The following is a 16,480-nucleotide window of genomic DNA, read 5'->3' on the forward strand; positions in this document are numbered from 1 at the left end:
GAGAATAACCCGCCCGGCCCACCCAGCGGACTGCTTCAGCCCTTGGGCGCCAGCCCCGAAGGAACCGCGCTCACCCCGTCCCAGCCGGACCCCTCGAACCACGCATCGCCATCGAGATAGGCGCGCAGCATGGGCAGGCCGTCGAGCCCCCAGAACAGCTTGCCGTCCACCTCGAAGGCCGGCACGCCGAACACGCCCGCCGCCTGCGCAGCCTCGGTGTTGGCACGCAGCAGGGCCTTGGGGCCTTCGCTGGCAATGTCCTGGCCGGGCCGCAGTTGCTCCGCCAGGGCGGCAGCCAGATCGGCCATGCGTGCGGGGTCCAGAGCGTCCTGCCCGCCCTGCCAGACATGGCGCAGCACGGTGCCGGCCACATAGCGGTTGATGGCGCCGTCATCGCTGCAGGCCAGCGCCTGGCGCAGCAGCGGCAGCGGGTTGAAGGGGTGGCGCGCCGGCATCTGCAGGCCGATGCCGTGGGCATGGCCGAGCCAGGTCACGTGGCGGTAGGTCCAGTCGCGCTTGGGCGCAATGCCGGCCGGGCCCGGGTTGGCATGCTGGGCCAGCAGGGCGCCCAGCAGCACCGGCTTGTAGGCCACGCTGTAGCTCAAGCCTTCGAGCACCTCGGGCAGGCGCTCGAAGGCCAGCCAGGCATAGGGCGAGATGAAGTCCAGGTAGAAGGTGATGCGTTTCATGGCGATGCCTCGGGGTGGACGATGATGCCTGCACGGTCCAGCAGCTGCGCCCAGATGGCGCGGCGCACGGTGCTGTCGGCAGTGCTCCAGATGCGGATGTCGTCGAGCGTGCGAAAGCAGCCTTCGCAGTGGCTGCGGTCGGGCGACATGCGGCACACCGAGATGCAGGGCGAAGGCACGGGCTCCGTGCTGCCGGCGTCGAAATGCCCGGCCGCACCGATCTGGCGGGCGCGTTCGGTCAGCAGCTCGACAGGGTTCATGCGGCCACAGCAGGGGTTGCCGGTGGAGCAGGCTCCTGCACCACGTCCACCACAGGCGCGCCGGTCAGGCGCGTGAGGTCGTTCGGGTGCAGCGGGAACACGCTGTGCGGATGACCCGCCGCGGCCCACACCACGTCGAAGCGCAGCAGGTCGCGGTCGATCAGGGTGACGGGCGGCGTGGCGTGTGCCAGCGGCGACACGCCACCGATGGAAAAGCCGGTGCGCGCCTTCACGAACTCGGCATCGGCGCGGCCGACCTTGCCCACATGGGCCTCGACCTTCTTCTCGTCCACGCGGCGGTCGCCCGAGGTCACCACGAGCACGGCCACATCGTCGCTCTTGCGCCGGAAGATGATGCTCTTGGCCACCTGGCCGACGAGAATGCCCAGCGCATCGGCCGCCTCTTGCGCGGTGCGCGCCGCATCGTCGAGCATCTGCGGCATGTGGGGATGGCCCTGCGCCTGCAGCGCCGCTGCCACCCGTTGTACGCCTTCCGGCAAGTTCTTCAGTTCCGCTCCGCACATATCCAAAATTCCCGCACTGGTCATGGTGGGGCCGCACCTTGCAGCCCCAGGTGCGCCATTGTCGGGCTTTCGCCCAGGGGGTCAGCCCGCGCGCTTGGTGATCAGCGCATTGGCCGCGCGCGAGTTGGGCTTGCGCGCGAGGAAATCGCTGATGTAGGCGCCCGCATCGATGAGCTTGTCGAGGTCGATGCCGGTGTCGATGCCCATGCCGTGCAGCATGTAGACCACGTCTTCGGTAGCCACATTGCCCGTGGCACCCTTGGCGTAGGGGCAGCCACCCAGGCCGGCGACCGAGGTGTCGTACTGCCACACGCCCATCTCCAGCGTGGCCAGGGTGTTGGCCAGCGCCTGGCCGTAGGTGTCGTGGAAGTGGCCCGAGACATCGTCGATGCCGTAGTGCTGCAAGGTGGCCTCCATGGCGCGCTGCACCTTGCGCGGCGTGCCCACGCCGATGGTGTCGGCCACGCCCACGTGCTGCACGCCGATGCCCTTCATCAGCCCGGCCAGGTAGGCCACGCGCTCGGGAGCGATCTCGCCCTCGTAGGGGCAGCCCACGGTGCAGCTCATGGCGCCGCGCACATGGATGCCGGCCGCGCGCGCAGCCTCCACCACGGGGGCAAAGCGCTCGATGCTCTCGGCGATGGAGCAGTTGATGTTCTTCTGGCTGAAGGCCTCGCTGGCCGAGCCGAAGACCACGATCTCGTCCGGCTTGTCGAGCACCGCCGCCTCGTAGCCCTGGAGGTTGGGCGTGAGCACCGAGTAGACGATGCCCTCCTGGCGCGCAATGCCGGACATCACCTCGTGGTTGTCGGCCATCTGCGGCACCCACTTGGGCGAGACATAGCTCGTGACCTCGATGTTCTTGAGGCCCGCGTCCTGCAGGCGGTGCACCAGGCCGATCTTGACCTCGGCGGGCACGGGGGACTTTTCGTTCTGCAGTCCGTCGCGCGGGCCGACGTCGACGAGTTTGACTTGGGTGGGAATGCTCATGGGGATGTCTCCAATGGGAAGAGGTGTTCAGGCCCCGGGGGCGGCCATCGCCGGCCTGGGCCGAAAGCGCAGCAGCAGTCCGCCCACGGCCATGCCGACCAGTCCGGCCAGCAACAGGCCGGCGCCGATCAGGCCTTTGATCCAGCGGGAGCTGCCGATCTCGGCCTGCGAGGGGTCCCGGGATGGATAGCGGACCGTGACGGACTCACCGACGGAATGCTGGGCCTGCAGGCGCCGCAGCACGGGATCGGTCACGCGCAGGGTCTGGCCCTCCTGCGTGGTGAACTCCACCACGCTCTGGCTGCCATGGGCCGTGCGCCCCATCGTGCCCGACGTACCCGGCACCAGAGCCACAACGCGCCCCGGGGCCGAGCGCATGTCGCCCACCAGGTTCAGGCTGGAGACCAGCAGCCAGGCCGCGCCCAGGACCGTGATGGCGCCGGGAACGAGCAGGACCAAGCCCAGCAGGCCGAGGAAATAGCGAAAGGGTGAGGCGGATGCCATGCGCTATGTCCTGTTCTCCGTAGGCGCCTGGTCAGTAGCCACGCCCGGGATCCACGACGCCGGCCACGGCCTCGCCGCGCTCCAGGGCGCGCATCTTGCGCGCGATCTGCGCAATGCTCTCCTCGCGCAGCGTGCGCGCCGAGGTGTGCGGGGTGGCCACGATGCGCGGGTGGTTCCAGAAGGGATGGCCGGCGGGCAGGGGCTCCTGGCGGAACACGTCGAGCGTGGCGCCGGCCACATGGCTGCTGTCGATCAGGGCCAGCAGGTCGTCTTCCACCAAATGGGCCCCGCGCGCCACGTTGACCACGTAGGCACCCGGCTGCAGGCGCGAGAGCGTTTCGCGGTCCATGATGTCCTGGGTATCGGGCGTGAGCGGCAGCAGGTTCACCAGCACGCGGCTGGCAGCCAGGAAATCGTTGAACCCATCGGTACCGCTGAACCCGCGCACGCCCTCGATGGCCTTGGGCGAGCGGCTCCAGCCGTTGACCGGGAAGTCGAACTGTGTGAGCGCGCGCGCCACGCGCTCGCCCAGCACGCCGAGCCCCATCACGCCGACCGGGAACTCGCTGCGCAGGCGCGGCTTGCGGTAGCCCCAGCGGCCGGCCTGCATGTCGGACTCATAGGCGTCGAACTCACGGAAGTGGCGGATGACCGCGTGGCACACGTACTCGGACATCTGCACGGCCATGCCGGCATCGTCCAGGCGCACCACGCGCATGCCCGCAGGCAGGCGCAGCTTGAGCAGGGCGTCCACGCCCGCGCCGATGTTGAACAGCGCCTGGAGCGCTGCTTGTTCGTCCACGAACTGCTGGGGCGGGGCCCAGACAACAGCGTAGTCGGCCTGGGGCGCGCCGGGTTGCCAGACGGAGATGGTCGCATCGGGCAGGGCCGCCTGCAGGCCCTGGAGCCAGGGCTCGGCCTTGGTATCGGTACAGCAAAAGGTGATGTTCATGCTGCAAGGTTACCGCGACTGCCGGCCCTGCGCTGTCACGCGGCGGCGGCGAGCTTGAGCAGCTCGGCGCCCTCGGTCACCTGGTCGCCGGGCGCGTACAGCAGCTCCTGCACCACGCCATCCACCGGGGCAGCAATGGTGTGCTCCATCTTCATGGCCTCCATCACCGCCAGGGCCTGGCCCTTGGCGACCTTGTCGCCGGCCTTGACCGCGAACGACACGACCTTGCCCGGCATGGGGGCCGTGAGGCGCCCGCCTTCGGACGCTGCCTCGCCGGAATGGGCCAAGAGGTCGATGGCCACGATCTGGGTGGCCCCTGCGGGCGTGAACACATGGTCCATCTCGCCCTGGGCGTAGACGGCAGCGCGCGTGCGCTGGCCGGCGAACTGCAGGTCGATGGCATCGCCCACGGCGGTGAACACCAGGGGGCCGGCCACCTGGGCCACGCCCTCGCCCACCGCCAGCGTGAGGCTGCCGCCGCGCTCATAGGTCAGCCAGGCCTTGGCATGCTCGCCGCCAAATTCGAATTCGAAGCGGCGCTGCACCAGGCCATGCGTATGGAAGCCATCGCGGCGGCTGAACGGATCGACGCCCTCTTCTGCGCGCTCGCGCAGCAGGGTCTGCGCCACGGCACTGGCCGCCGCCAGCGACAGGCCCACGTCTTCGCGCTTGAACAGCACGGCCTGCTCGCGCGGGATCAGCGCGGTGTCGAGCTTCGCCTGGGCGAAAGAATCGGTGCGCGCGACGCGGCGCAGGAACTGCACATTGGTGGCCAAGCCCACGATATGGGTCTGGGCCAGGGCCTCGTCGAGGCGGGCCAGCGCCTGCTCGCGCGTGTCACCGTGCACGATGAGCTTGGCCACCATCGAGTCGTAGAACGGGCTGATGGCATCGCCCTGGCGCACGCCCGAGTCCACGCGCACGGTGCCGCGCTCGAAGGCCACATGGGCCGGCAGCCCGTAGACATGCAGCGCTCCGGTGGCGGGCAGGAAGTTGTTGTCGGGGTTCTCGGCGCAGATGCGCGCCTCAATGGCATGGCCGGTGATGCGCAACTGCTCCTGCGCCAGCGGCAGCGGCTCGCCCGAGGCCACGCGCAGTTGCCACTCCACCAGGTCCTGGCCGGTGATGGCCTCGGTCACGGGGTGCTCCACCTGCAGGCGGGTGTTCATCTCCATGAAGAAGAAGTTCATGCTGCCATCGGCCCGCTGCTCGACGATGAATTCCACCGTGCCCGCGCCCACGTAGTTCACGGCGCGCGCGGCGGCCACGGCGGCGTTGCCCATCTGCTGGCGCATGGCCTCGGTCATGCCGGGGGCCGGGGCTTCCTCCAGCACCTTCTGGTGGCGGCGCTGCACCGAGCAGTCGCGCTCGAACAGGTAGACATAGTTGCCCTGGGTATCGCCAAACACCTGGATCTCGATGTGGCGCGGGCGCTGCACGTACTTTTCGATCAGCACGGCATCGTCGCCAAAGCTGTTGATGGCCTCGCGCTGGCACGAGGCCAGGGCGTCGGCGAACTCGGCCGCCGAATCCACGGCGCGCATGCCCTTGCCGCCACCGCCCGCGCTGGCCTTGATGAGCACGGGGTAGCCGATCCGGTCGGCCTCGCGCTGCAGCAGGGCCGGGTCCTGGTCGGCACCGTGGTAGCCGGGCACCAGGGGCACGCCGGCCTTTTCCATGAGCTGCTTGGACTCGGCCTTGAGCCCCATGGCCTGGATGGCCGAGGGGGGCGGGCCGATGAAGACCAGCCCGGCGTCGGCGCAGGCCTGGGCGAACTCTTCGTTCTCGCTCAGAAAGCCATAGCCCGGGTGCACGGCCTGCGCACCGGTGGCCTTGGCCGCGTCGATGATGCGCTGCCACTGCAGGTAGCTTTCCTTGGGTGCGCTGCCGCCGATGTGCACGGCCTCGTCGCACACCGCCACATGCTTGGCGCCTGCGTCAGCGTCCGAATACACCGCAACAGTTTTCACACCCATGCGGCGGGCAGTGGCGGCAACGCGGCAGGCGATCTCGCCGCGGTTGGCGATCAGGATTTTCTTAAACATGGCACCCTCCCGCGGCGAGATCGCTTGCGCACGCTGCGCGTGCCACGCAATTTGCAGAAACATCCGCTGCGCGGACGTTTTCGCCGCGGTTGGCAATCAGGATTTTTGTAAACATAGGAATCAAACCGCCTTCGCAGGGCCAGAGAAGAGAGAGGACAAGCGCCGCAGCACGGCGCGCAGAAACTTGAAGAGGATCACCAGCAGCAGCACCGAGACCATCAACACCACCGCCAGGGTGACGCCGAAGGCCACCGGGTACTGGGTGGCGAGCCAGACCATGCCCACCACCAGCCCGTCCTCCAGGAAGGACAGGCCCCAGTTGGAGAACGGCTCCGGCGAGGTGTTGGCCGCGGCGCGCGCCGTCATCTTGGTGGCCAGAGAGGTAGCGGCGAGCGAGCCGCCCATCAGCCCGCCGACCACGCCCATGGTGGCGCTGTCGGCGCCGAACACCCCGGCGGCCAGCAGCGCGCCCGCAGGCACGCGGATGAAGGCATGCACGGCATCCCACAGGCTGTCGAACCAGGGCACCTTGTCGGCAAAAAACTCCACCACCAGCATGCAGCCGCTGACCGCCAGCACCATCGGGCTTTGCAGTACCGCCAGGCCCGGGGGCAGCACCATCCAGCCGGCCCAGCCCATGGCGCCCACCATGAACACCACGGCATACAGGCGCACGCCGCTGGCCCAGCCCAGGGCGGCGGCCAGGGCCAGCAGGCCGGGCATGTCGAGCTGCTGGGTGGCGCGCGCCACGCCACCGGCCACGTCGCGTGCCGTGCCGGCATCGACATGCAGGCCAATGGTGTGCAGCCACTGAACGATGCTGAGCCAGAGTGCGTCCATGGGGAGTCCTGTGGGTGGTAGGGTCAGCCCGCCAGCCAGGCCGGCTTGCGCTTTTGCAGGAAGGACTGCACGCCTTCGCGGCCTTCCTCGCTGGCGCGGATGTCGGCGATGCCCTGCACCGTGGCATCGATCAGGCCGGCATTGATCTCACGCTCGGCCACGTCGATCACCAGCTTCTTGCAGGCGCGCACGGCCGCGGGGCTGGCGCTGGTCAGCGCCTTGAGCAGTTCGGCCAGCTTGGCATCGAGCGCCTCGAAGGCCGGGTCGGCCGCCACCACCTCGTGCACGAAGCCGATGCGCAGCGCCTCGGCGGCCGAGAAGCGCTCGGCCGTGAGGAAGTAGCGGTGCGCCGCGCGCGCGCCCATGGCGCGGATCACGTAGGGGCTGATGGTCGCGGGGATCAGGCCCAGCTTCACCTCGCTCAGGCAGAAGCCCGCCGTGTCCACCGCCACCGCCATGTCGCAGGCGGCCACCAGGCCCACGCCACCGGCGTACACATCGCCCTGCACACGGGCAATGGTGGGTTTGGGGCACTCGTAGATCACGCGCAGCATCTCGGCGAGCTTGCCGGCATCGGCCACGTTCTCGTCGCGCGTGTAATCAGCCATGCGGCGCATCCAGTTGAGGTTGGCCCCGGCGCAGAAGGCCGGTCCCTCGGCGGCCAGCACCACGGCGCGCACCTCGGCCCGCGCCCCCACCTCGGTGAAGGCGGCCGTGATGTCGGCGATGACTTCGTCGCTGAAGGCGTTGCGGATCTCGGGCTGCGTGAGCGTGATGCGCGCCACGGCGCCGTCATAGGTGATGGTGAGGTTGTTCGTTCCCATGGCCATCGGTCCTTACATGCGGAACAAACCGAATTTCGTGTCTTCGATGGGCGCATTGCGCGTGGCGGCCAGGCCCAGTGCCAGCACGCGGCGCGTGTCGGCCGGGTCGATCACGCCGTCGTCCCACAGGCGCGCGGTGGCGTAGTAGGGGTGGCCCTGGTCTTCGTACTGGCGGCGGATGGGGGCCTTGAAGGCCTCTTCTTCGTCGGCACTCCACTGGCCGCCCTTGGCCTCGATGCCATCGCGCTTGACCGTGGCCAGCACGCCGGCCGCCTGCTCGCCGCCCATGACGCTGATGCGCGCGTTGGGCCACATCCACAGGAAGCGCGGGCTGTAGGCGCGGCCGCACATGCCGTAGTTGCCGGCACCGAAGCTGCCACCGATGATGATGGTGAACTTGGGCACGCTGGCCGTGGCCACGGCCGTGACCATCTTGGCGCCGTTGCGCGCAATGCCCTCGTTCTCGTACTTGCGGCCCACCATGAAGCCGGTGATGTTCTGCAGGAAGACCAGCGGGATCTTGCGCTGGCAGCACAGCTCGATGAAGTGCGCGCCCTTCAGGGCCGACTCGCTGAACAGAATGCCGTTGTTGGCGATGATGCCCACGGCCATGCCCTCGATGCGTGCAAAGCCCGTGACCAGCGTGGTGCCGTAGCGCGCCTTGAACTCGTCGAACTCGCTGCCGTCGACGATGCGCGCGATGATCTCGCGCACGTCGAAGGGCTTGCGCGTGTCCACGGGGATCACGCCGTAGAGTTCATCGCTGGCGAACTTCGGCGGCAGCGGTGCGCTGTCGGCAGGCGATGCGGCCTTGGCCTTGTTGAGGTTGCGCACGGCATTGCGTGCCAGCTGCAGGGCATGCAAATCGTTCTGCGCCAGGTGGTCGGCCACGCCCGACAGGCGGGTGTGCACATCACCGCCGCCCAGGTCCTCGGCCGTGACCACCTCGCCCGTGGCGGCCTTCACCAGCGGCGGGCCGCCCAGGAAGATGGTGCCCTGGTTCTTCACGATGATGGACTCGTCGCTCATGGCCGGCACGTAGGCGCCACCGGCCGTGCAGCTGCCCATGACCACGGCGATCTGCGAGATGCCCAGGGCGCTCATGTTGGCCTGGTTGAAGAAGATGCGGCCGAAGTGCTCGCGGTCGGGGAAGACCTCGTCCTGGTTGGGCAGGTTGGCGCCGCCCGAGTCCACCAGGTAGATGCAGGTCAGGTGGTTCTGCTGAGCCACTTCCTGCGCACGCAGGTGCTTCTTCACCGTGAGCGGGTAGTAGGTGCCGCCCTTCACCGTGGCGTCGTTGCACACGACCATGCAGTCCACGCCGCTCACGCGGCCGATGCCCGCGATCAGGCCGGCGCTGGGCGCATCGTTGTTGTACATGTTGAGCGCGGCCAGGGGCGCCAGCTCCAGGAAGGGCGTGCCCGGGTCCAGCAGCATCTGCACGCGCTCGCGCGGCAGCAGCTTGCCGCGCGCCGTGTGCTTGGCGCGCGCGGCCTCGCCGCCGCCCTGGGCCACCTTGTCGAGGTGGCTGCGCAGGTCGTCGACCAGGGTGCGCATGGCGGCCGCATTGGCCAGGAAGTCGGCCGAGCGGGGGTTCAGTTGGGTGTCTAGGATGGTCATGCAGCGGATCTCTTTCAAGCAGTCTTTTCTTCGGCCAGGCCCAGCTGGTCCTTCATCTCGTCGCGGATCCTGAACTTCTGGATCTTGCCGGTCACCGTCATCGGGAAGCCCGTGACGAAGCGGATGTAGCGCGGCACCTTGTAGTGGGCGATCTGGCCCTTGCAGAAGGCACGCACGGCCTCCTCGGTCAGCTCCTGGCCGGGCTTGACGACGATCCAGGCGCACAGCTCCTCGCCGTACTTGGCGTCGGGCACGCCTACCACCTGCACGTCCTGCACCTGCGGGTGGCGGTAGAGGAATTCCTCGATCTCGCGCGGGTAGATGTTCTCGCCACCGCGGATCACCATGTCCTTGATGCGGCCCACGATGTTCACGTAGCCCTCGGCGTCCATGGTGGCCAGGTCGCCGGTGTGCATCCAGCCTTCGGCGTCGATGGCCTCGCGGGTCTTGGCCTCGTCGCCCCAGTAGCCGTGCATCACCGAGTAGCCGCGCGTGCAGAACTCGCCGCGCTCGCCCACGGGCACGGTCTCGCCGGTCTCGGGGCTGACGATCTTCACTTCCAGGTGCGGCTGCACCTGGCCCACGGTGGAGACGCGCTTGGCCAAAGGCGTGCCGGTGCTGCTCTGGCAGCTCACGGGGCTGGTCTCGGTCATGCCGTAGGCGATGGTGATCTCGGACAGGTGCATCTGCTCCACCACGCGCTTCATCACCTCGGTCGGGCAGGGCGAACCGGCCATGATGCCGGTGCGCAGCGTGGACAGGTCGAACTCGGCAAAGCGCGGGTGGTCCAGCTCGGCGATGAACATGGTGGGCACGCCGTGCAGGCCGGTGCAGCGCTCGTCCTGCACGGTCTGCAGCACGGTGAGCGGGTCGAAGCCGTCGTTGGGGTAGACGATGGTGGCGCCATGCGTGAAGCAGGCCAGGTTGCCCAGCACCATGCCGAAGCAGTGGTACAGCGGCACGGGAATGCACAGCCGGTCCTCCGGCGTGAGGCGCATGCACTCGCCGATGAAGAAGCCGTTGTTCAGGATGTTGCGGTGCGTGAGCGTGGCCCCCTTGGGAAAGCCCGTGGTGCCGCTGGTGAACTGGATGTTGATGGGGTCGGTGGCCTGGAGCCCTGCCGCCACCTCGGCCACGCGCGCATCGGCCGCGTCGCCACGTGCCAGCAATTCCGAAAAGCGCAGCAGGCCTGCTTCGTCGGCGCCCTGGCCGGGCTCGTCGATCCACACCACGGTCTGCAGGTGCGGCAGCTTGAGCGCGCCCAGGCGGCCGGGCTGCTGGCGCTGCCATTCGGGCGCCAGCTCGCGCAGCATGCCCAGGTAGTCGCTGGTCTTGAAGCGCGCCATGCTCACCAGCAGCCGGCAGCCCACCTTGTTGAGCGCGTACTCCACCTCGGAGGTGCGGTAGGCCGGGTTGATGTTGACCAGCACCAGGCCCACCTGGGCCGTGGCCAGCTGCATCAGCACCCACTCGACGTTGTTGTGCGACCAGATGCCCACGCGGTCGCCGGGCACCAGGCCCAGGCCCAGCAGCGCACTGGCCAGGCGCCGGGCCTCGGCCTGCAGGCTGCGGTAGGTGTAGCGGCGCCCCTGGTGCACACTGACCAGGGCCTCGCGCTCGGGCTGGCGGGCCGCCATGGCGTCGAAGAAATCGCCCAGGGTCTGCTCGATCAGGGGCACGTCGGTCGCGCCAAGGGCCAGGCTGGTGGTCAGCGGGGCGGTGGAAGGCAGGGCTGCACCCATGTTCTTGTCTCCTTGCGTGTCGCGCTCCCGCACAGGGAGTGCATGGCGAGCGATATGCAAGCATAGGAGCCTGCCACGGCCCCCGCTTGACACAAAGGTTGCAAATCGTGCCACACCTCGGGCACACTGGCACCCGTGAAATCCCCCGCCTTTGCGGCCCCCGAGGGCCTGCCCGCCCCCAAGACCGCGCCAGCCGCCACCCCCATCGCCTTCGTGCAGGCGATTGCACTCGCTTACAGGCGCCGCGGCATGAGCCCCGCGTGGGCGCTGGCCCAGGCACAGATTGCGCCCGGCCTGCTGTTCGACGACAGTGCCCGCATCACGGCCTGGCAGATGGAGGAGGTCTCGGGCGCCGCCATGCGCGAGCTCGACGACGAGGCCCTGGGCTGGTTCGGCCGGCGCCTGCCCTGGGGCAGCTACGGCATGCTGGCGCGCGCCTCCATCAGCTCGCCCGACCTGGGCGTGGCGCTCAAGCGCTGGTGCCGCCACCATGGCCTGCTGGCCGACGACATCACACTCACGCTGGCGCAGGCCGACAGCATGGCCACCCTGGCCATTGCCGAGAACCGCGACCTGGGCTCGTTGCGCGAGTTCTGCCTGGTCTCGGTGCTGCGCAATGCCCTGGGCCTGGGCTGCTGGATGGTGGATTCGCGCGTGCCGCTGCTCGCGGCCGAATTCGCCTTCGCACCGCCACCGCATGCCGAGGCCTATGGTGTGCTGTTCCCGGGCGGCCCGGTGCGCTTCCACGCGCCGCAGACGGCCATCCATTTCGATGCACGCTACCTCGCCCTGCCCCTGCGGCGCGACGAGGCCGCACTGCGCCAGATGCTGCAGCACGCGCTGCCGCTCACCGTGCTGCAGTACCGGCGCGACCGCTTGCTGGTGGCCCGCGTGCGCCAGCTGCTGGGCGCCCCGGTGCAGGGCCACCCCGGCCAGGCGCTGGCCACGCACAGCGCCGAGACGCTGGCCCACCTGCTGCATGTGTCGCCGCGCACCCTGCACCGCCAGCTCAAGGAGGAAGGCGCCACCCTGCAGGGCCTCAAGGACGAGGTGCGCCAGGGCCGCGCCATGGAACTGCTGCACCGCAGCGACCGCCCCATCAAGCAGGTGGCCGAGGCCGCGGGTTTCGTCAACGAGAAAAGCTTCATCCGCGCCTTCAAGGGCTGGACCGGGCACTCGCCCGCCGAGTACCGGCGTTTGGCGCGCACGGCGGCGTGATTTGCAACCGCAATGGCAACAGGGGGAACCACCCTCGCCATCCGCCGGAACTACACTGAACCCGATGCCGATGATCCATCTGTACCACTGCGTCAGCGCGCGCTCGTTCCGCCCCCTGTGGATGCTGGAGGAGTTGCAGCTGCCGTACTCGCTGCACATGCTGCCCTTTCCGCCGCGGCTGAAGGCGCGCAGCTTCCTTGAATTGAACCCGCTGGGCACCGTGCCCCTGCTGGTGCAGGGCGATGTGCGCATGACCGAATCGGCCGCCATCTGCCAGTACCTTGCGGCCGCCCACCCCGATGCGGGGCTCGACGTGCGGCCCGTGGACCCGGCCTACGGCGCCTACCTCAACTGGCTGCACCTGGGCGAGGCCACGCTGACCTTTCCGCAGACCCTGGTGCTGCGCTACGGCCGCTTCGAGCCCAAGGCGCGCCAGCAGCCCCAAGTGGTGGAGGACTACCGCCGCTGGTTCCTGGCCCGGCTGCGGGCGGTGGAGTCGGCCCTGGCGCGCAGCGAGTACCTGTGCGCGGAGCGCTTCACCGCGGCCGACGTCTCTGTGGGCTATGCACTGCTGCTGGCCGAGCACCTGGGCCTGTCGCCCGAGTTCGGCGAACGCACGCTGCTGTACTGGCACCGCCTGCAGCAGCGCCCGGGCTACCAGCGCGCCATGGCCGCGCAGATCGAGGCCGCAGAAGAGCAGGACGTACCAACCACGCCAGCCCCCGACACGCGGCCCTGACGCTACTGCGGCGCCCGGTACACCGGCAGCGATTGCACCAGCGCCCGGAACTCGGGCGAATGCCGCAGCACGCTGCCGCCGGCCTCGATCAGGTCCGTGACCTCGTGCTGCTCGATGGAAAACGCCGTGGGAATCTGCAACAGGCGCGGGCGCGCCACATCGTCGGGTGAATCGCGCAGGTTCACCGGCACCACATGGATCTCGGCGTTGGGCGCGAACACGTCGCCGCCGCTGTGCGGGTGCTCGGCCAGGGTCTTGCGCCACTGGGCCGTGATGTCGCGCAGGTATTCCTGCGTCTCGCGCGTGGCGCGTGCGCCGGTGCCGAACAGCAGGGCATCGACCACCTGCAGCATGTCGGGCACCTTGTCGCTGGTGTCGATGTTGAACGAGGGGTCGCGCTCGGCATTCACCGTGATCAGCACCAGCTTGCGGATGCTGCCCGGCGGAATGCCCACCTCGCTGAAGCTTTCGCGCAGCCCGCCGCCGGCCAGCGCGCGGTCCAGCAGGCGCTGCACGCCGAGATTGTCCGACAGGCCGCCATCGACCAGGTGGATGTAGGGCTTGCGCCGGGCATCGAGGTAGCTTTGCTCGTTGACCCGGTACAGGCGCGAGCGGTAGTCGCTGGCGGTGGCGCGCGCCAGGTGGCTGCCTGCGGGGCGGGTGACGCACTGGTCCGCATGGTTCTTGAGCGTCATGGGGCTGAGCAGCAGGGGCACGGCCGACGAAGCCGCCACCGCGAACGACAGCGGCACCGAGCGCAGGTCCGAGCAGATCAGCGCGAACTGCTCCCAGGTGAACTCGAAGCCCGTGCCCAGCGACATGTCGGTCGCGGTGATGAACAGCTGCGGGTGGCGCGGGCGCTTTTCCACGTCGCCGAAGGTCTTGCCCGCGTAGAGCTCGTCGAGCCGGCGCGCCAGCAGGTGGGTGCGGCCGAACCAGGGTGAGGTCAGGTCCACCAGGTTGCCCGGGCGCAGGGCCTGGGTGATCAGGCTGTTCTGGAAGTTCTGGCGCAAAAATTCATGCTCGAAGCGCGGCAGCCCCTCGATGCCATGCGCCGCATAGTAGGCCGCCACGATGCTGCCGCCCGAGACGCCGCTGACCACGTCGGTGGCATCGAGCAGGGTGGTGCGCTGGCCGTTCCATTCGAACACCGTGTTCTGCATCTCGGTGAGCACGCCGAAGCCAAAGGCCGCCGCACGTGCGCCCCCGCCCGAGAGCGTGACCGCCACCAGGATGCTCGGGTCGCGCTGCGAAGGCCGCTGCGTGACCGCCTGCTCAGAAAGCGGCATGGGCTCGTTGGTCCACGGCCGCACGGACGAACACCCGGCCAGCGCGACCGCCAAGGCCAGCCCCACCCAACGCACGACGAACTGCAGTGTTGTCACAGCTTCTTCCTCCCTGCGCGGAAGTTTAAGAGAAGCCTCCTGCGTGGCACACGCCTCAGTGTCCTGCCGGGGCCAAGGCCTGTCGTATGGCATCCCCCATGGCCTGCGTACCCACGCGCAGGTGCGCCGGCGTGTCCGCACCAGCGATATCGGCCGTGCGCCAGCCCTGGGCCAGGGCCGCCAGCACTGCGGCCTCCACCCGGCCGGCCAGATCGGGCCGTGCCAGGGCGTGGCGCAGCAGCAAGGCTGCCGCGCGGATGCAGCCCACGGGGTTGGCGCGGTCCTGGCCCGCGATGTCGAGCGCCGTGCCGTGCCCGGCCTCGAACAGGCCGCGCGTGCGGCCCGGCTCGCCATCGCCCAGCAACGCCGCTGCGGGCAGGCCGATGGAGCCCGTGAGCACCGAAGCCACATCGCTCAGGATGTCGCCGAACAGGTTGCCGGCCAGCACCACGTCGAAATCGCGCGGGCTGGCCACCAGCGCCATGGCCGCGTTGTCGGCGTACCAGTGGCGCAGCTGCACATCGGGGTAGTGGTCACGCCCTACCGCGGTCACCACCTGGCGCCACAGGCGCGAGGTCTCCAGCACATTGGCCTTGTCCACGCTGGCCAGTTGCCCGCGCCGGGCGCGCGCTGCGCGAAAGGCCACATGCGCCACGCGCCGCACCTCGCCCGCGGCATAGCGCATGCTGTCGAAGCCCTCGGCGTCGCCGGCAAACGGCCCCTCTGCAGCGGTGCGCTGGCCCTTGGGCGTGGCGGTGTAGACATCGCCATCGAGCTCGCGCACGACGAGCAGGTCCACGCCCTGCACCACGGACGCCTTGAGCGGCGACAGCACGGCCGTGGCCACATCGATGCGGATGTGGCGCAGGCTGGCATACAGCCCCAGGCCCCGGCGCAGGCCCAGGATGGCCTGCTCGGGCCGCAGCGCGCGCGGCAGGTAGTCGTGGCGCGGATCACCCACGGCGCCGAAGAGCACGGCATCGGCCGCGCAGGCCGCCGCCAGCGTGGACGGCGGCAGGGGGTGGCCGTGTGCGTCGCAGGCGACCGCCCCCACGGGTGCCTCCACCGCGTCGAAATCGAAACCCGGCCCGCGCAGGTCTTCGAGCACCGCGCGCGCCTGGGCCAGCACCTCGGGGCCGATGCCCTCACCGGGCAGAAACGCGATGCGGGGCATCAGTCTTTCACCGCGCCCGACTGGCGCACCAGCTCGGCATGCTTGGCCAGCTCGGCCTTGAAGAAGGGCTCGGCGCTCTCGGGGGTGGAACCCACGGGGGCGATGCCTTGTGCCGCCATGATGTCCTGCACTTCCTTTTGCGCCAGCGTGGCCTTCACGTCCTGGTAGAACTTCTGCACCAGGGGCTTGGGCAGGCCCGCCGGGCCGATCAGGGCGATCCAGGCATCGAAGCTGTAGCCCGGCAGCCCCGCCTCGGCAAGCGTGGGCACCTCGGGCAGCACCTGCGAACGCTGCGTGGTGGACACGCCCAGCGCCTTGAGGCGCCCGGCCTTTACATGCGGCGCCGCCGCCGTGACGGACAGGAAGGCCAGGTGGATCTGCCCGCCGATCAGGTCCGTGGTCAGCGGCCCCGTGCCCTTGTAGGGGATGTGGGTGAGAAAGATGCCGCCCTCGCTCTTGAGCAGCTCGGCCGCCAGGTGCAGCACGCTGCCGTTGCCGGCCGAGCCATAGTCCACCTTGGCGGGATTGGCCTTGGCATAGGCCACCAGTTCCTTGAGCGTCTTGACCGGCAGCGCATTGGTGGCCACCAGCACCAGCGGCACCGTGCCGACCACGGTGATGGGCGTGATGTCCTTGAGCGTGTCGAAAGGCATGCTCTTGTAGATGGCCGGGTTGATCACGTGGTTGGACGAGACCAGCGCCAGGGTCTGCCCATCCTTGGGCGCGCGCACCAGCTGCGCCGTGCCCGAGACACCGCCCGCGCCCGCAATGTTCTCCACCACCACCGGCTGACCGAGGGCACGCGCCAGCGGCGGCGAGAGCGCGCGTGCCAGAGTGTCCACGGTCGATCCCGTGGTCAGCGGCACGATCACGCGCACGGGCTTGTCGCCCTGTGCGTGGGCCAGGCCGCTAGCCACCACGGCAGCCAGCAGCAGCGCGCGCCGGCACAGGGAGGGCAAGGTCAAGGGGTTCAT

At 69.3% G+C, this 16,480-nt stretch carries 16 protein-coding genes; 2 read left to right on the plus strand and 14 right to left on the minus strand.

Features of this window, described 5'->3' with window-relative positions:
* Positions 1-35 precede the first annotated feature (35 nt).
* The 11 genes from AC3WOH_RS18320 to AC3WOH_RS18370 all read right to left on the minus strand — a co-directional run bounded on the left by AC3WOH_RS18320 (position 36) and on the right by AC3WOH_RS18370 (position 10,990).
* Entirely contained in the window at positions 36-689 is a 654-nt protein-coding gene (locus AC3WOH_RS18320) for a 2-hydroxychromene-2-carboxylate isomerase (RefSeq protein ID WP_492230747.1), read from the minus strand.
* Positions 686-949: a DUF1289 domain-containing protein gene (locus AC3WOH_RS18325; protein WP_492230748.1), complete on the minus strand. Its 264-nt coding sequence runs from the start codon at positions 947-949 to the stop codon at positions 686-688. The genes AC3WOH_RS18320 and AC3WOH_RS18325 overlap by 4 nt, the downstream gene beginning before the upstream one ends.
* Entirely contained in the window at positions 946-1,473 is a 528-nt protein-coding gene (locus AC3WOH_RS18330; protein ID WP_492230749.1) for a YbaK/EbsC family protein, read from the minus strand. Before AC3WOH_RS18330 ends, AC3WOH_RS18325 begins: the two co-directional genes overlap by 4 nt.
* An 81-nt stretch (positions 1,474-1,554) precedes the next feature.
* Complete coding sequence (locus tag AC3WOH_RS18335) at positions 1,555-2,463, minus strand: hydroxymethylglutaryl-CoA lyase (RefSeq protein ID WP_492230750.1); 909 nt, start codon at positions 2,461-2,463, stop codon at positions 1,555-1,557.
* Between the two features lie 27 nt (positions 2,464-2,490).
* The gene (locus AC3WOH_RS18340) at positions 2,491-2,967 is read right to left on the minus strand and encodes a DUF3592 domain-containing protein (protein ID WP_492230751.1); all 477 of its coding nucleotides are present in this window, start codon (positions 2,965-2,967) and stop codon (positions 2,491-2,493) included.
* 31 nt (positions 2,968-2,998) lie between these two features.
* Positions 2,999-3,919, minus strand: coding sequence for a 2-hydroxyacid dehydrogenase (locus tag AC3WOH_RS18345; RefSeq protein WP_492230752.1), 921 nt, complete (start codon positions 3,917-3,919; stop codon positions 2,999-3,001).
* Positions 3,920-3,954: 35 nt separating this feature from the next.
* Positions 3,955-5,964 (minus strand): acetyl/propionyl/methylcrotonyl-CoA carboxylase subunit alpha, encoded by a 2,010-nt coding sequence (locus AC3WOH_RS18350; RefSeq protein WP_492230753.1) that lies wholly within the window; start codon positions 5,962-5,964, stop codon positions 3,955-3,957.
* Between the two features lie 120 nt (positions 5,965-6,084).
* Complete coding sequence (locus AC3WOH_RS18355) at positions 6,085-6,804, minus strand: DUF4126 domain-containing protein (protein ID WP_492230754.1); 720 nt, start codon at positions 6,802-6,804, stop codon at positions 6,085-6,087.
* A 23-nt stretch (positions 6,805-6,827) separates the two neighbouring features.
* Complete coding sequence (locus tag AC3WOH_RS18360) at positions 6,828-7,628, minus strand: enoyl-CoA hydratase/isomerase family protein (protein ID WP_492230755.1); 801 nt, start codon at positions 7,626-7,628, stop codon at positions 6,828-6,830.
* A 12-nt stretch (positions 7,629-7,640) separates the two neighbouring features.
* Entirely contained in the window at positions 7,641-9,248 is a 1,608-nt protein-coding gene (locus tag AC3WOH_RS18365; RefSeq protein ID WP_492230756.1) for a carboxyl transferase domain-containing protein, read from the minus strand.
* A 14-nt stretch (positions 9,249-9,262) separates the two neighbouring features.
* A complete protein-coding gene (locus AC3WOH_RS18370) occupies positions 9,263-10,990 on the minus strand; it encodes an AMP-binding protein (RefSeq protein WP_492230757.1) in 1,728 nt (575 codons plus the stop codon).
* Between the two features lie 135 nt (positions 10,991-11,125).
* On the opposite strand from AC3WOH_RS18370, the gene AC3WOH_RS18375 reads away from it, so the two are divergent.
* Positions 11,126-12,208 carry an AraC family transcriptional regulator gene (locus tag AC3WOH_RS18375; protein WP_492230758.1) on the plus strand — a complete coding sequence of 361 codons (1,083 nt, stop codon included), beginning with the start codon at positions 11,126-11,128 and terminating at the stop codon, positions 12,206-12,208.
* Positions 12,209-12,278: 70 nt separating this feature from the next.
* Positions 12,279-12,947, plus strand: coding sequence for a glutathione S-transferase family protein (locus AC3WOH_RS18380; protein ID WP_492230781.1), 669 nt, complete (start codon positions 12,279-12,281; stop codon positions 12,945-12,947).
* Positions 12,948-12,949: 2 nt separating this feature from the next.
* Here AC3WOH_RS18380 and AC3WOH_RS18385 read toward each other — a convergent pair whose 3' ends face one another.
* From AC3WOH_RS18385 to AC3WOH_RS18395, 3 genes are read right to left on the minus strand one after another with little or no spacing between them, the layout of a single operon-like run.
* Complete coding sequence (locus AC3WOH_RS18385; RefSeq protein WP_492230759.1) at positions 12,950-14,332, minus strand: patatin-like phospholipase family protein; 1,383 nt, start codon at positions 14,330-14,332, stop codon at positions 12,950-12,952.
* A 55-nt stretch (positions 14,333-14,387) separates the two neighbouring features.
* Complete coding sequence (gene leuB, locus AC3WOH_RS18390; RefSeq protein WP_492230782.1) at positions 14,388-15,509, minus strand: 3-isopropylmalate dehydrogenase; 1,122 nt, start codon at positions 15,507-15,509, stop codon at positions 14,388-14,390.
* Positions 15,506-16,480 (minus strand): tripartite tricarboxylate transporter substrate binding protein, encoded by a 975-nt coding sequence (locus AC3WOH_RS18395; RefSeq protein WP_492230760.1) that lies wholly within the window; start codon positions 16,478-16,480, stop codon positions 15,506-15,508. The genes leuB and AC3WOH_RS18395 overlap by 4 nt, the downstream gene beginning before the upstream one ends.

Source organism: Acidovorax sp. FW305-C-20-28 (genome assembly GCF_058783375.1).

Bases quoted from the DNA above. Each gene is read 5' to 3' on its own strand.
- AC3WOH_RS18350 (WP_492230753.1), bottom strand. From the start codon at position 5,964: ATGTTTAAGAAAATCCTGATCGCCAACCGCGGCGAGATCGCCTGCCGC.
- AC3WOH_RS18380 (WP_492230781.1), top strand. From the start codon at position 12,279: ATGATCCATCTGTACCACTGCGTCAGCGCGCGCTCGTTCCGCCCCCTG.
- AC3WOH_RS18355 (WP_492230754.1), bottom strand. From the start codon at position 6,804: ATGGACGCACTCTGGCTCAGCATCGTTCAGTGGCTGCACACCATTGGC.
- AC3WOH_RS18330 (WP_492230749.1), bottom strand. From the start codon at position 1,473: ATGTGCGGAGCGGAACTGAAGAACTTGCCGGAAGGCGTACAACGGGTG.
- AC3WOH_RS18320 (WP_492230747.1), bottom strand. From the start codon at position 689: ATGAAACGCATCACCTTCTACCTGGACTTCATCTCGCCCTATGCCTGG.
- AC3WOH_RS18395 (WP_492230760.1), bottom strand. From the start codon at position 16,480: ATGAACCCCTTGACCTTGCCCTCCCTGTGCCGGCGCGCGCTGCTGCTG.
- AC3WOH_RS18370 (WP_492230757.1), bottom strand. From the start codon at position 10,990: ATGGGTGCAGCCCTGCCTTCCACCGCCCCGCTGACCACCAGCCTGGCC.
- AC3WOH_RS18365 (WP_492230756.1), bottom strand. From the start codon at position 9,248: ATGACCATCCTAGACACCCAACTGAACCCCCGCTCGGCCGACTTCCTG.
- AC3WOH_RS18345 (WP_492230752.1), bottom strand. From the start codon at position 3,919: ATGAACATCACCTTTTGCTGTACCGATACCAAGGCCGAGCCCTGGCTC.
- AC3WOH_RS18335 (WP_492230750.1), bottom strand. From the start codon at position 2,463: ATGAGCATTCCCACCCAAGTCAAACTCGTCGACGTCGGCCCGCGCGAC.
- AC3WOH_RS18360 (WP_492230755.1), bottom strand. From the start codon at position 7,628: ATGGGAACGAACAACCTCACCATCACCTATGACGGCGCCGTGGCGCGC.
- AC3WOH_RS18340 (WP_492230751.1), bottom strand. From the start codon at position 2,967: ATGGCATCCGCCTCACCCTTTCGCTATTTCCTCGGCCTGCTGGGCTTG.
- AC3WOH_RS18325 (WP_492230748.1), bottom strand. From the start codon at position 949: ATGAACCCTGTCGAGCTGCTGACCGAACGCGCCCGCCAGATCGGTGCG.